Below are 13,103 nucleotides of genomic sequence, written 5' to 3' on the forward strand. Positions count from 1 at the left end.
GATTTAAATTATTTCGCTAATTCAGTTCGCATAGCAGCAGCAACTTTATCTACCTTGCCAATACCAACGATGACCTGAACCGCTGTGCCAGATAGTTTCACAACACCTGCTGCACCTAAATCTTTCAATGCTCTCTCGTCTACTGCCTTAGAGTTGTGTACATCCAAACGAAGACGAGTAATACAGTTATCAATAGTTACTAGGTTAGTTTTACCGCCTAGAGCCTTAATGTAGTTGCGAGCGATTACGTCAATATCAGAGCTGCCTTCGTCTTCAAGATCTTCACCACGGCCAAGCGTCTTAATGTTGAACTTGGTGATAGCGAAGCGGAAGATCGTGTAGTAAAGAACGAAGAACACCAGCCCTTGACCAATCAGCATGTACCACTTGGTCGCTAATGGGTTCTGAGTACCAAGAACAAAATCAACGAAGCCAGCAGAGAAACCGAAACCACTCATCCAACCCATTTCTGCAGCGATGTACAAAGATAGACCTGTTAGTACCGCATGGAAGAAGTAAAGAACCGGAGCTAGGAACATGAACGAGAACTCTAGCGGCTCAGTGATACCAGTGAAGAATGACGCAGCCGCGGCAGCAATCATTACAGAGAACACTTTGTTTTTGTTCTTAGCATCTGAGCAGTGGTACATCGCAAGAGCGGCGGCAGGTAAGCCAAACATCATGATCGGGAAGAAGCCCGCTTGGTACATGCCTGTTACTCCAGGTACGCCTGTGCCGTTAACGATAGATTGCGCGCCACCAAGGAAGTTAGGAATGTCGTTGATACCTACAACGTCAAACCAAAAAACAGGGTATAGAGCGTGGTGCATACCTACAGACAACATTAGACGGTTGAAGAAACCGAACAAGCCTGCACCGACTGCCCCCATATCTTGCAACGAAGTACCTAGAGCTAATAGGCCTGAGAAGACTAGAGGCCACACATACATGAGCACAAACGCTAGGGCCATACCTGCAATAGAGGTCAGGATAGGAACAAGGCGCTTGCCGCTAAAAAACGCCAATGCTTTTGGCAGTTCGATGTGAGAAGTACGATTGTAAATCTCAGCAGAGATAATACCGATAATGATACCGACGAACTGGTTAGCTACCTTATCGAATGCCATCGGCACTTGATCGACTGGCACACCAAGTGCCATTGATAGGAAGCCCTTTGAAAGCAAAGTCGTAGTAACCAGCCACATGACGAAGCCCGCTAAAGCGGCAGAACCTTCTTTATCTTTCGACAAACCAAACGCCACACCAACGGCAAACAACACCGCCATGTTATCAATAATTGCACCACCTGATTTAATCAGAAATGCAGCCAACATACTGTTGGCACCCCACCCTGTCGGGTCTAACCAGTAACCAACACCCATTAGAATTGCAGCAGCTGGAAGAGTTGCTACGGGAATCATCAGGGCTTTACCGACCTTTTGCATATAACCTAGTATGCTCATTTTTTTTCCTTATTGAGATTGAACTTCTTTAATTGGGCGTGCAGGAGTACCTACACAAACCGAATTTGATGGCAGGTCTTTGTTAACGACAGAGCCCGCTCCGATCACAACGTTATCGCCAATCGTTACACCGCCAAGGATGCTTACATTCGCGCCAATCCATACGTTGTCACCGATAGTGATAGGAAGTGATTGTTCATAGCCTTCGATTCGCTGTTCTGGATTCAAAGGGTGGCCAGTCGTTGAAATAACGACATGTGGCGCAATTAGGCAATGGTTGCCTATCTTCACTTTTGCGCCATCTAAGATGGTGCAGCCATGGTTTGCATAGAAGTGAGCTCCTACCTCGATGTTGTATCCGTAGTCGCAGTAAAATGGAGATTCAACGTGAGCAGATGCACTGTTCAGAAGCTCGAACGTAATATGCTCACGTACTTCCGAGTCGAATGCTTGATTGAGTAAGTAACACTTGTGCTTAGCTTGATGTCTTTCTTCGACCAATAGAGGGTCAAACGCAAAGTACCATTCACCCTTAAGCATGAGTTCTTTATGATTCATCATTAGTGGATACCACCTAGTAAGTTAATAATCACAATGCCAGCCACAATCATTGCTATGCCAAGGGTTGTGAAGAGGTTTGGTGTAAAGCCGCTTGCCATTGATACAGTAGTCAGCAATACGATTCCGCCCCCAGCCCAAATTGCGTATGTGATAGGGATTGGCAGTGTTTTAGATGTCAGTGACAAGAAGTACAGCGCCACCATGTAGCAGACACCAACCGCAAAAGTTGGGTACAGCTTGGTAAAACCTTTTGTATGCGGAATTATGCTCGCGGCTGCGACTTCGATAACAATTCCAGCTAATAGATATATCCAGTGCATATTGTTTCTCGTTATAACAAAGCCCCTTTCAAGAGACTGAAAGAGTGTTAACCACCAACAATGGCTAGGTACAAAACAATGAAAGGCGCTGCCATTCCCAAAAGTGCAGCCCATCCAAAGAACCAGTAAAAGGCCACGCCTTGTTCTTTAATTGCTTCAATCATTTCTCTAAAGGCATAACCTTTTGCATTTCCCATTACATGCTCCAATTTGATTTAAATACTGAGACAAGTAATTCATGCAGATAAGGACTCGCGCACTTATAAATTAGGAATACAGCCACCATCCACACACACCACAAGAAAACTAAGTAAGGGTGTGATGTGCAGAACTTGTCATAGTCATCTTCGTTACAGAAACATCTGAAATCGCTCGGTGAATTTGAGTTCATTGATACCTCCAAAACATAACCATTGGCCTCTTCCCACAATTGCGTCAAAGCACTTAATTAACAGGAACGACTTTCTCTTTATTGATTCGTCTTATCTTCAAAGTGGGCGACTCGCTGACTAGACGAGCCACCCGTCCTACGTAGGGGGAACTACGATTAGGATTCTTTAAAATTTGATTCCAGCAGATAGCTGAAGCACCCCATTGCTAAAGGTGTAATCGCCTTTGAGGTGATAAGTATTCTCCTCGCCAAGCAAGGATAAGGCAGAGCCTAAGTCTTGCGTGTAGTGGGTCAAACCAAGGCCGAGAGTCGTTCCACTTTTGTCTGCCGCGAATGAGGTTGTCGTGATAGCTGCCAGAACTAGTGAGATAATTGTTTGTTTCATTTGGTCAAATCTCTGCTTTCATGGCCTAGTGGCCATTAAAAAACCCAGACGTGCGAAAGCCTCGTCAGGGACGATTTAGGAAGAGATTCAGTTTGTTGTTATTGATTGGCCGAAAGGCTCTGAGGGAGAGGGGTAACGCGTTAGATATAGAAGAAGTGTGTAAGTGCGATCATTCTATAGTTAAAGTCCTGCCTGCCCTTGGAACAAACTAAATCCCAAGGTAGACCGCTCTTTGTGGATAGATTTTAGCTGTGGACATTCCCAGTCTGCGACTGTGATTGGGGTATAAATACCAGCCAATTCTTGTCCGATCGTTAAGTTCAACATGCGTGTATCCAATAAATCCGTAAGTGTTTCTTTTGATTTTCGATAATTAAACATCAAAAATTAAGAGGCAAACTTATAGGAAATGTTCTGCGTAAACAAGTGGAACGACCCAAGCAATAGGTGATTCAACTCACAATAATCCAAAAACATCCTTAAAAAACACACCACTTACAACTTCAATTTGACACTTAATTTTCGATAAAAAATAAAAGATAAAAAAATGGGCTGTTCAAACCCAAGCCGAACAGCCCCACAACTAACTCAAGAAGAGCGATTCCGAGTTACAAATCTAATGAAGTTATAAGGTAACATGGCTGGCGACATCATGGTGTAAGTGCCTGTAAGCCCTGCACTTAACAATCCCTTACTTTGTTACTAACTCTAAGTTGTTACTAACTCCAAATTCAGACCTACAAAAAAGCTCCACGCGTAACGTGGAGCTTTTCTTTTAAAGGCCTGCCTGAAACAGTGACTGCAATTCTTACATTAACCGATAAACGAGATGTAGCCTTGAAGGATGATCAGGTTGACGATGTCGATGAAGAATGCACCCACAATCGGCACCACCATGAAGGCTTGTGGCGATGGGCCAAATCGGTTCACCAGCGAGCCCATGTTCATAACCGCGGTTGGTGTTGCACCTAAGCCGAAACCACAGTGGCCACCCGACATCACCGCAGCATCATAGTTTGAACCCATCACTTTGAATGTTACGAAGTACGAGAACAAACCCAGCACGACCGCTTGCACACTCAAGATAACCAAGAACGGGATCGCAAGGTCAAAGATGTTCCATAGTTTTAGGCTCATCAATGCCATTGCTAAGAACAGAGAAAGAGACACTGTACCCAGAATATCAACCGTTTCACTGTCTGTTTTATGCAGCTTAGTAACTTCAAATACGTTGGTAATGAACACACCGATAAACAGCGCATACACAAAGTCTGGAATCATCAGCCATTTGATTTCAAAGGTCGATACCCACTGCTCTAAGTACTTAGCACCAGTAATACAGATAAGAAGGATAAACAGAACTTCAATCACCTTCTTAGCTGTTACTTTGTCTTCTTCATACTCGTTGTAAGTCACAAGTTCAGGAAAACGCTCGTGGGTGTGAGTGCCTGTACCGTACTCAGACTCTAAGCTGTTTTTATCGATAAGCTTTTGCGCAACTGGGCTACCAATCAAACCACCGATGATCAAACCAAAGGTCGCCGATGCCATTGCGATTTCAAGCGTATTAGCAATACCATAAGTATCAGCGAAGGTTTGAGACCAAGCCGCCCCCGTACCGTGCCCGCCAGATAGAGTAATCGAACCTGCGATAAGGCCCATCAGTGGATCTAGCCCCAACCCCGTCGCCAAGGTTACGCCAACACCATTCTGAATAATGATGTACACCGACGCGACAGCAAGGAACAAGAACACCTTTGCGCCCCCTTTCATCAACTGGGTATAGTTCGCCGCTAGACCAACGGTTGCGAAAAACATCAGCATGAATGTGTTTTGCAACGGTAGAGAGAACTCTAGATCAATGCCGTTGAAATGAAGGCCTGTGATTGCAAGCGCTACGATTAAGCCGCCGACAATGGGTTCTGGGATATTGTACTTTTTAAGAACCGGGAGCTTTGCGTTTACAAAATGGCCTAGAAACAAAACGCTAATCGCGATTAGGAAAGATTCTAGTGGCCCTATTGAAATTAAATGATTCATATCACCTCTATATTTTTACGTTCCTCATCTTCCCTAATGAGTCTAGTTTTATCTGTAGTTTTTGGTGCTGCTCTACCTGTGTTTATGCAAATGGTGAGATAGTGAGTTTAGAAAACGCTCCACAATAGTGTGAAAGACAACCAAGATGTTAGTGCTAGGTCAATTTAAGCGAGGTCTAGGGTATTTTGTGACCGCAATCACCTCGAAAAATTCACTATGACATTTGGAAACTTTTAACGTTAACTATCGTTCTGGAAACCTAAAAAAGCAAAAAGGAGCTATTGATAGCTCCTCTTTCATTACCAGTGTAGGTAATTAGAATTTTTTCGGTGCGTAACCAGTCATAACCTCTAGACGAAGTTCTTTACCGATCTTCGTCATTGGGTGAACAACTACGAGTCCCTTTACAGACTTTTTCAGTTTACCCATGTCCGCTTGCTCAGCTTTAGTAATTTCACGGCTAAAAGGCATATCTAGCAGTGCTTTACGCTCTTTGTTTACATCGTAGCTTTGCTTGTGTTTAAGCTGTGCGATTTTCTTGGTTAGCTTTTTGATTTCGTCTTCAAATTGACGAACAACTGGACGATCATTACGAGCCTTAGCAGCCGCTAACTTGTGGCGACACTTGTCTAGACGGTTGTTAATTTGTTGAAGTTCGTTTTTAGCACTCATAATAATTTCCTAAAATTAAGCAAGCCAATGCGGATTGGGGCGCGGAGTATAGCACAAGGGTTAACGCGAACCGAAATTTATCTGCGAAATACACACGAAGCTAAATATAGCCTACACTGACAAACGATCAACGGGCTCAAAATCCTCAACTAAAACGCCCCCAGAATAGGACATCACTATGCAAAACATTGGGAAGACTGTGATTAGCAGTGCTATCGCATGCGCATTACTTGCCACGACTTATGTGTCAGCCGAAACAACGCCTCTTCAAAACGTCACGATTAAATATCAAACGCCAGCCAACGCATTAGAATCTGAGCTAAAAACGGCTATCGAAAACAGTGGCGTAAACGATACTCTGGTTGACCTCTCTGAGCAGCTTTTCCCGTTCAATTCTCCGCTTGTGGTCGAATACGGTGGTGAAGAAGGCCCACTTTACGATCCCAGCACGCATACGATTCACATGCCGTATCGGTTCTATTCTGAGTCTGTAAACTATTTCGAGAAAAACAAGTATCAAGAGAAGTACGACAAAACAGCGGAAGCAGGCGCGGTAGACACCGTACTTCACACCTTGTTGCACGAAGCGGCACACGCCTATATCGCTGACCAAAACATCCCGATTCTGGGAAAAGAAGAAGATGCGGCCGATAACTTCGCGACCCTGTTATTGATTGATTACGTTGAACACGGAGCTGATGCTGCGATCAGCGCCGCTGACCTGTTTGCTTATGAGTCGGAAGATCGACCTGAATACTACGACCTCGGCGAATACATCGATGAACACAGCTTTGATCTACAGCGCTACTTCTCCACTTTATGCTTGGTGTACGGAAGCGATCCAGACAGCCACCGAAACCTGCTTGATGAAGTCGAAAAAGACTATCTAAAAGACCGCAAAGAGTTTTGCGTCGAGCACTATCAAATCATGAGCGAAAACTGGCATCGTTACCTAAGCGATGCAGAACCAGAAGCTTAGTATTTATCGTTCTCGCAAGAGCACCATCAAACGTTGATTTTGTATTTTAAATCCTGAGCTTCATCACCCGTCATACCGCGAAAGCCCCAGCAGTGTGACGGCTGCTCCTTAATGGTGATCTCGATATCAATCGGTGATAAGCCCAACTGTCGCTCAGCTTCGTTGAAGATCGTCTTAATGAGGCGTTTCTTGGTCTCGACCGTGCGCCCCTCCATCATGTTGATCTCGATAACAGTGTAAGCCTCGGTACGACCTTGAGGAAAAAAGAAGTCTTCTTTGTCTAACGGGACAAAACGGTGGGCACGTTTGTCATCTGGCAAGCCTAGCTCTCGGTTTAAACATAGCTGTAAAAGGTCCGACAGCTGCTGTTTGATTGGGTTTATGTGTTCCTTGATTCCGTAAATCACAATCATGACCATTCCTTGGGTTTTCTATGATTTGAGCTCACTCAACGAATTTTCACTTGATACGCATAGGTATCAACCGACTTACATATACTACTCAAAATTCCCCTCCATAGAGAGTGCCATTGTTGTTTTTCTAGACACCTCTAACAGAAAGCGTATTTGTCTTTAACTCTTCATGAACTGAAGCGTGTGGCAGTTTGATCGAAAGTAAATTGCGTAGCGTATAGCTATCACAACCAATCTTCACGAATCACAGAAAGTTTGGTGTTTGATACATTTTTATTTTTTGGGGCACACTTTCTATGGAAACAAAAACCGACTACGCAATATTCCCATTGCCACTCTTTATTCTCCCCGGCGGTCGACAACGCCTGAGAATTTTCGAGCAAAAATATCTGACCATGGTAGCGCACGCTGCTCAGGGAGACGGTTTTGTTATAGCTAGCCACGATAACCGCAACAACAGTCCACTTAAAGATTGGGGGACTAAGGTAAAAATCGTCGACTTCAACCTATCAGACGACAAGTTACTCGAAATCGATGTGGAAGGTGAGTCATTGGTTAGACTTTTCAACACTCGAAGAGATGACACGGGCCTTTTGAAAGCAGACTTTGAGACACTTCCTCATTGGCCGACTCTGGATTGTCAGCTTCCGCCAGTATTCAGTAATTTTCTAGTTCAGCTTTTTAGAGAACACGACGCGATCAGAGAACTCTACCCGCACACTAATTTCGAAGATCCACAATGGATTTGTGCACGTTTATTGGAGGTGATGCCGCTTCCGATCGAGAAGAAAGTGCGCTTCACTTCGCCATCCAGCTTCCCAGCTTTGGTTCCTTTTTTAAATCAAATAATTACTGGTAATGACTAGCTCAAACTTTTTTTCGTTTTGTTTGATCTAAGCACCACTTTCCTCCGTATATGTGCTCAAACCCGGATGAAGGTTAGTCTATTATGCAATTAGGTAAAGTAAAAAACGAAAAAGCCAAGGAGTCTGTCATCGTACCAGACAGTAAAGTGCCGCCAGAGTTATCTAGCTGGCTAGTTTTAGTTGCATCTCATCGAGACAAGCAGGCATTTACGCGCCTCTTTCAGTTTTTCGCGCCCAAGATAAAGCGTTTTGGTATCAATAAGTTGGGGAGTGAAGCTTCCGCCAACGAGTTAGTACAGGACACTATGACTAACGTGTGGAAAAAGGCGCATCTCTATAATAGCGAGAAAGGCGCTGCAACCACTTGGGTGTATACGGTAATGCGTAACGCTGCTTTTGACATGTTGCGTAAAGTGAAAGCCAAAGCAGAGCAGAATGTCGCGGACGATATCTGGCCGATCGACGCTGCACTGTCCGAAGCGAGCGATGATGAAAGCGAATACAGCGACCACTTGATGAGTCGCCATGTTCGCAATCAAATAGACAAGCTGCCTCCAGCGCAGCGAACCATTGTTGAAGGGGTTTATTATCAAGAGCTGTCTCAAGAACAATTGGCGCAGCAACTCGGAGTGCCACTCGGCACAGTGAAATCAAGACTGAGACTCGCACTCGCCAAGTTGAAGCTTCATATGGGGGAACAGAACCATGATTAAACACCACCCAACCGCAGAAATACTCAGAGACTTCGTCACTGGTGAACTTCCTGATTCTCTCTCATTGATCGTATCAAGCCATGTTGAGATGTGTGAACAGTGCCAGGCCGAGGTTATGCGCCTTACCGAACTTGCAGCAACTGATAGCTTTGGCTCGGAAGAAGTGATTGCTGACGAGCTGATTGAGAACCAAGTCAATGCGGTACTTCACGGCAACGATGACGATACCCACGCAGACTTCGACATGAGCCTTATCGATATGATCACAGCTGATGAGCAGCTGGCTAATATTAATGCCACTGAAGACCATTCACCGCAGCTGGTGAAGGTCGCTGACACGGAATTTGAATTGCCACGAGCACTTAACCAAGTGGTGAGAAAAGATTGGCTCAATCTAGGCAAGATCTCGCGCGCACGTCTCGACTTCGAAGATGGTGATCATCACACCAGCCTACTGCATATTGATAAAGAGGGCGCTGTGCCTTGCCATACTCACAAAGGCTTTGAGATTACCTTGCTTTTAGAAGGCAGTTTTGAAGACGAGATGGGTGAATATCATAAGGGCGATTTTATCTGGTTAGATGGTGAACATACGCACCAACCTTTTACTAAGGAAGGGTGTGTGTGCCTAACGGTTTCAAGCGATGCTCTATACTTTACGAAAGGTGTGAGTCAGTTGTTTAACCCAATTGGCAAGTTCATTTATTAGTGATTGAAAAACATTAATAAACATACCATCTTATATACAACGTCTTGAGTAATGTTTATAAGGATTTGACCTATGGACAAAAAAATAAAAATCGGTATCAGCGCTTGTGTTGCAGGACACAAGGTTAGATTCGATACAGGTCATAAACGCTCTCGTTTCTGTACTGACGATCTGGCTGACTATGTTGAGTTAGAGCCAGTGTGTCCAGAAATGGGAGTGGGGCTTCCAACGCCTCGCCCAACGATTCGTCAAACCAGAATGCTAGACGATGTCATCCATGTGTCTCGTCCAGATGGCACCGGTGACGTTACTAATGAGCTGATCGAATATGGGCAAAACTACGCAAAAAATAACGAACACATTGCGGGCTTTATTGTGTGTCAAAAAAGCCCGACCTGCGGTATGGAACGTGTGAAGGTCTATCACCACCACGGTCGCGGCTCAGAATCGACAGGCATTGGTATGTTTACCAAGCAGCTAATGGATCATAACCCATTGTTGCCGATCGAAGAGAACGGCCGTTTGAACGACCCAATTCTTCGCGAAAACTTCATGACTCGTGTGTTTACGTACCAGAAATGGCTCGACTTGGTTGATGAAGGCATCACTAAGCATAAGTTGATTCAGTTCCACAGCGCTCACAAATACCTAGTTATGTGTCACCACGTTGAAGGCTACAAAGAGCTCGGCCAACTATTGGGTGAAAGTGATCTAGAGATCAATGAGCTGGCTGAACGCTACATTGAGGGGCTAATGACGGCACTGCAACACCATGCTAACCGTGGTACGCACGCTAACACACTTCAGCACTTACAAGGTTACTTTAAGAAGCAACTAAGCAGCACTCATAAGCAAGAGCTGTCACGACAAATCAACGATTTCCGTGAAGGCACTATCCCATTGCTGGTGCCACTTACGCTGATTAATCACTATTTGATGGAGTACCCAAACGAGTACTTACAGTCGCAGGTTTATCTAAACCCGCACCCACAAGAACTTAAGTTGAGATACGGATATTGAGCACTCTACTCTGGATACGACGCGACCTGCGCGTTCATGACAATCCAGCTTTGGTCTCTGCAATTGAAAACGGCGCTACCCACGCCGTTTTTATTTCCACACCTAGACAGTGGCAACAACACCATTTAGCACCGATCAAAGCTGACTTCATATACCGCCACCTAACCTTGCTATCAGAACAACTCGCCTCATTTGGCATTGAGCTCGTTCACCTGAAAGCCTCCGACTTTGACGATCAAGCAAGCACCCTAGCCAACTACTGCCGCGAGCACAGCATCACCCAAGTCATGGCCAACTCTGAGCCGGAAGTGGACGAACAACAGAGAGATGAAGCAGTACGTGCCCTCGACATCACATTGACCACCTTTGATTGCGACGTCATTGTTCCTGTAGGAAGAGTTCTCAATCAACAGGGGGAGATGTTTAAGGTATTTACCCCATTCAAAAAAGCGTGGCTCAAGTATGTTCAAGCTTCTGGCATTGATTGCGCACCCTATCCGAAGGTTGCTTCAGAAAGTCCGCAACCAGAACTACAAACCTTTCCGAGGGAATACGACTTTGATTTTCAGAGAGAAGACTCTTCTCGCTGGCCATTAGCCGACGATGTGTTAAGGCAAGTGGTGCCTCAGTTTCTTGCAGAAAAGCTCTACCAATACGCGGACAATAGAGACATCCCATCCATAAAGGGAACCTCTGGCTTATCTCCTTATCTTGCCATTGGCGCAATTAGCCCTCGTTGGTTGGCGATTCAATTGATTCAAGAACACCCAGAACTTCTGGTCGATACCCAGTGCGCTGAGTTCTCTTGGCTCAACGAGCTGATCTGGCGTGATTTCTATAAACACCTGATCTTCCACCATCCGAGATTAGTGAAAGGTGAGAACTTCCAAGAAAAATACAACGGACTCACCTGGCACAACGATCAAGAAGATTTCCAACGCTGGTGTGAAGGGAAAACCGGTTACCCACTGGTTGATGCAGCAATGCGCCAACTACTCGAAACAGGGTGGATGCACAACCGTCTACGAATGGTCGTCGCCAGCTTCTTGACTAAGCACTTGTTGGTTGATTGGCGATGGGGCGAGCGCTTCTTTATGGAGCACCTGATTGATGGTGATTACAGTGCCAACAATGGCGGATGGCAGTGGGCTGCAAGCACCGGCTGTGATGCGCAGCCTTACTTTAGGATTTTCAACCCGATAACTCAGAGTGAAAAGTTTGATCCTAAAGGAGTTTTCATCCGTAAATATCTCCCAGAGCTGCAAAACATTCCCGATAGAGACGTGCATTTTCCGCACACATTTATCACCAAGAGTGGACATGACAGTCGTTATTGGGGACCTATCGTTGAACATAAAGAAGCGCGGTTAAGGGCCCTAGATTTTTACAAATAGCACGATAGACGGAAGTGAGAGTGAACCCATGGAAAATTCACGATGGCTAGATAATTTTCTTGATATGTATAGGCAGCTGGGTACTGACGACTTTGGTGCATTACAGGATGTATACCACCAGCAGGTTGAATTCAAAGATCCACTTCATCAAGTAAACGGGTTGGACGCACTAACCCGTTACTTCGAGAACATCTACACCAATGTTGCCAGCTGTAAATTTACGATAATCAGTGCGTTCGAGTCTGGCGAAGAAGCCGCCGTTTACTGGTCTATGGAATTTACCCACAAACAGCTTAATGGACGCAAGCCGATTACCGTTGAGGGACACTCTCACCTTCAAATGAAAGACGACCTTGTGATTTATCACAGAGACTATCTCGATGTGGGATCCATGCTTTACGAACACATTCCAGTTCTTGGCTGTGCGATCAAGTCCATCAAGCGTAGAGCGAGCCAATAACATGAGAATTCTTATCACAGGCGCAACCTCAGGTATCGGTCGAGATCTAGCAATCAAATACGCTCAACTTGGACATGTCGTCATCGCTTGTGGTCGTAGCCAAGACAAGCTCGATTCACTAACCAATGAGCAAGATAATATTGAGCCACTCTGCTTTGATCTTTTGGACTACGAAAATTACCCAGACCTGACTTCAGATGAACCATTAGATATGGTCATCTTGAACGCTGGGGATTGCGAGTATATTGATGACCCAGTCAACTTTGACGCCAAGCTATTTGAACGCGTCATCAACATTAACCTGATCTCAATTGGCTACGCCCTAGAGGCTTGGCTGAAATGTATAAAGCCAGCAGGCAGAGTCGTTCTAGTCAGCTCCAGTGCAGGGTTTTTGCCATTACCAAGAGCTGAAGCCTATGGAGCTTCAAAGGCTGCATTGACCTATTTAGGTCGAACGCTTGCTGTCGACCTCGCAGCACACAATATTCACGTTTCTATCGTTCATCCTGGTTTCGTAGATACACCATTAACAGAGCGAAATACGTTCGCTATGCCTATGATTATAAGTAGCGAACAAGCCGTTCAAAGAATCATCAGTGGACTCGAACAAGGAAAGAGCGAAGTAGATTTTCCTCGCAGGTTTATCTTCATCATGAAGTGCTTGCGATTTTTACCCAAGTCGGTTTGGCATAAGCTTGCCTCAAGGATGGTATAACA

At 45.1% G+C, this 13,103-nt stretch carries 17 protein-coding genes; 8 read left to right on the forward strand and 9 right to left on the reverse strand.

Annotated elements, in window-relative coordinates:
* Positions 1–8: 8 nt before the first annotated feature.
* From nagE to KI743_RS04870, 8 genes are all read right to left on the reverse strand, one after another.
* Entirely contained in the window at positions 9–1,463 is a 1,455-nt protein-coding gene (gene nagE / locus KI743_RS04835; protein WP_285465388.1) for an N-acetylglucosamine-specific PTS transporter subunit IIBC, read from the reverse strand.
* 9 nt (positions 1,464–1,472) lie between these two features.
* Complete coding sequence (locus KI743_RS04840) at positions 1,473–2,024, reverse strand: sugar O-acetyltransferase (protein ID WP_285465389.1); 552 nt, start codon at positions 2,022–2,024, stop codon at positions 1,473–1,475.
* A complete protein-coding gene (locus KI743_RS04845) occupies positions 2,024–2,344 on the reverse strand; it encodes a multidrug efflux SMR transporter (RefSeq protein ID WP_285465390.1) in 321 nt (106 codons plus the stop codon). Before KI743_RS04845 ends, KI743_RS04840 begins: the two co-directional genes overlap by 1 nt.
* 47 nt (positions 2,345–2,391) lie before the next feature.
* Complete coding sequence (locus KI743_RS04850; RefSeq protein WP_285465391.1) at positions 2,392–2,541, reverse strand: hypothetical protein; 150 nt, start codon at positions 2,539–2,541, stop codon at positions 2,392–2,394.
* Between the two features lie 360 nt (positions 2,542–2,901).
* Positions 2,902–3,120, reverse strand: a complete 219-nt coding sequence (locus KI743_RS04855; protein WP_285465392.1) for a hypothetical protein — start codon at positions 3,118–3,120, stop codon at positions 2,902–2,904.
* 180 nt (positions 3,121–3,300) lie between these two features.
* Complete coding sequence (locus KI743_RS04860; protein ID WP_285353098.1) at positions 3,301–3,447, reverse strand: hypothetical protein; 147 nt, start codon at positions 3,445–3,447, stop codon at positions 3,301–3,303.
* Positions 3,448–3,933: 486 nt separating this feature from the next.
* Entirely contained in the window at positions 3,934–5,160 is a 1,227-nt protein-coding gene (gene gltS / locus KI743_RS04865) for a sodium/glutamate symporter (RefSeq protein ID WP_032553627.1), read from the reverse strand.
* A 315-nt stretch (positions 5,161–5,475) separates the two neighbouring features.
* Positions 5,476–5,832, reverse strand: a complete 357-nt coding sequence (locus KI743_RS04870; RefSeq protein ID WP_032553629.1) for a YibL family ribosome-associated protein — start codon at positions 5,830–5,832, stop codon at positions 5,476–5,478.
* 178 nt (positions 5,833–6,010) lie between these two features.
* On the opposite strand from KI743_RS04870, the gene KI743_RS04875 reads away from it, so the two are divergent.
* A complete protein-coding gene (locus KI743_RS04875; RefSeq protein ID WP_285465393.1) occupies positions 6,011–6,811 on the forward strand; it encodes a DUF4344 domain-containing metallopeptidase in 801 nt (266 codons plus the stop codon).
* Positions 6,812–6,837: 26 nt separating this feature from the next.
* On the opposite strand, the gene KI743_RS04880 is transcribed toward KI743_RS04875, so the two are convergent.
* A complete protein-coding gene (locus KI743_RS04880) occupies positions 6,838–7,224 on the reverse strand; it encodes a tautomerase family protein (protein WP_032553633.1) in 387 nt (128 codons plus the stop codon).
* 296 nt (positions 7,225–7,520) lie between these two features.
* On the opposite strand from KI743_RS04880, the gene KI743_RS04885 reads away from it, so the two are divergent.
* From KI743_RS04885 to KI743_RS04915, 7 genes are all read left to right on the forward strand, one after another.
* Positions 7,521–8,090 (forward strand): LON peptidase substrate-binding domain-containing protein, encoded by a 570-nt coding sequence (locus KI743_RS04885; protein WP_152470077.1) that lies wholly within the window; start codon positions 7,521–7,523, stop codon positions 8,088–8,090.
* A gap of 83 nt (positions 8,091–8,173) precedes the next feature.
* A complete protein-coding gene (locus KI743_RS04890) occupies positions 8,174–8,803 on the forward strand; it encodes a sigma-70 family RNA polymerase sigma factor (protein ID WP_032553635.1) in 630 nt (209 codons plus the stop codon).
* Positions 8,796–9,512 carry a ChrR family anti-sigma-E factor gene (locus tag KI743_RS04895; RefSeq protein WP_285465394.1) on the forward strand — a complete coding sequence of 239 codons (717 nt, stop codon included), beginning with the start codon at positions 8,796–8,798 and terminating at the stop codon, positions 9,510–9,512. Before KI743_RS04890 ends, KI743_RS04895 begins: the two co-directional genes overlap by 8 nt.
* A 72-nt stretch (positions 9,513–9,584) precedes the next feature.
* Positions 9,585–10,532 (forward strand): DUF523 and DUF1722 domain-containing protein, encoded by a 948-nt coding sequence (locus tag KI743_RS04900; protein WP_032553637.1) that lies wholly within the window; start codon positions 9,585–9,587, stop codon positions 10,530–10,532.
* The gene (phrB, locus tag KI743_RS04905; RefSeq protein WP_285465395.1) at positions 10,529–11,926 is read left to right on the forward strand and encodes a deoxyribodipyrimidine photo-lyase; all 1,398 of its coding nucleotides are present in this window, start codon (positions 10,529–10,531) and stop codon (positions 11,924–11,926) included. Before KI743_RS04900 ends, phrB begins: the two co-directional genes overlap by 4 nt.
* 28 nt (positions 11,927–11,954) lie before the next feature.
* On the forward strand, positions 11,955–12,386 hold the full coding sequence (locus tag KI743_RS04910; RefSeq protein WP_285406898.1) for a nuclear transport factor 2 family protein: 432 nt from the start codon (positions 11,955–11,957) through the stop codon (positions 12,384–12,386).
* 1 nt (position 12,387) lies between these two features.
* Positions 12,388–13,101, forward strand: a complete 714-nt coding sequence (locus tag KI743_RS04915; RefSeq protein WP_032553642.1) for an SDR family NAD(P)-dependent oxidoreductase — start codon at positions 12,388–12,390, stop codon at positions 13,099–13,101.
* The last annotated feature ends 2 nt before the right edge of the window (positions 13,102–13,103 follow it).

It is taken from the genome of Vibrio sp. D420a (genome assembly GCF_030248625.1).
In the GTDB taxonomy this organism is placed as follows: domain Bacteria; phylum Pseudomonadota; class Gammaproteobacteria; order Enterobacterales; family Vibrionaceae; genus Vibrio; species Vibrio fortis_A.

Excerpts from the sequence above, each read along its gene's own strand:
- nagE (WP_285465388.1), bottom strand. The coding sequence starts at position 1,463 with ATGAGCATACTAGGTTATATGCAAAAGGTCGGTAAAGCCCTGATGATT.
- KI743_RS04840 (WP_285465389.1), bottom strand. The coding sequence starts at position 2,024 with ATGATGAATCATAAAGAACTCATGCTTAAGGGTGAATGGTACTTTGCG.
- KI743_RS04845 (WP_285465390.1), bottom strand. The coding sequence starts at position 2,344 with ATGCACTGGATATATCTATTAGCTGGAATTGTTATCGAAGTCGCAGCC.
- KI743_RS04850 (WP_285465391.1), bottom strand. The coding sequence starts at position 2,541 with ATGGGAAATGCAAAAGGTTATGCCTTTAGAGAAATGATTGAAGCAATT.
- KI743_RS04855 (WP_285465392.1), bottom strand. The coding sequence starts at position 3,120 with ATGAAACAAACAATTATCTCACTAGTTCTGGCAGCTATCACGACAACC.
- KI743_RS04860 (WP_285353098.1), bottom strand. The coding sequence starts at position 3,447 with ATGTTGAACTTAACGATCGGACAAGAATTGGCTGGTATTTATACCCCA.
- gltS (WP_032553627.1), bottom strand. The coding sequence starts at position 5,160 with ATGAATCATTTAATTTCAATAGGGCCACTAGAATCTTTCCTAATCGCG.
- KI743_RS04870 (WP_032553629.1), bottom strand. The coding sequence starts at position 5,832 with ATGAGTGCTAAAAACGAACTTCAACAAATTAACAACCGTCTAGACAAG.
- KI743_RS04875 (WP_285465393.1), top strand. The coding sequence starts at position 6,011 with ATGCAAAACATTGGGAAGACTGTGATTAGCAGTGCTATCGCATGCGCA.
- KI743_RS04880 (WP_032553633.1), bottom strand. The coding sequence starts at position 7,224 with ATGATTGTGATTTACGGAATCAAGGAACACATAAACCCAATCAAACAG.
- KI743_RS04885 (WP_152470077.1), top strand. The coding sequence starts at position 7,521 with ATGGAAACAAAAACCGACTACGCAATATTCCCATTGCCACTCTTTATT.
- KI743_RS04890 (WP_032553635.1), top strand. The coding sequence starts at position 8,174 with ATGCAATTAGGTAAAGTAAAAAACGAAAAAGCCAAGGAGTCTGTCATC.
- KI743_RS04895 (WP_285465394.1), top strand. The coding sequence starts at position 8,796 with ATGATTAAACACCACCCAACCGCAGAAATACTCAGAGACTTCGTCACT.
- KI743_RS04900 (WP_032553637.1), top strand. The coding sequence starts at position 9,585 with ATGGACAAAAAAATAAAAATCGGTATCAGCGCTTGTGTTGCAGGACAC.
- KI743_RS04910 (WP_285406898.1), top strand. The coding sequence starts at position 11,955 with ATGGAAAATTCACGATGGCTAGATAATTTTCTTGATATGTATAGGCAG.
- KI743_RS04915 (WP_032553642.1), top strand. The coding sequence starts at position 12,388 with ATGAGAATTCTTATCACAGGCGCAACCTCAGGTATCGGTCGAGATCTA.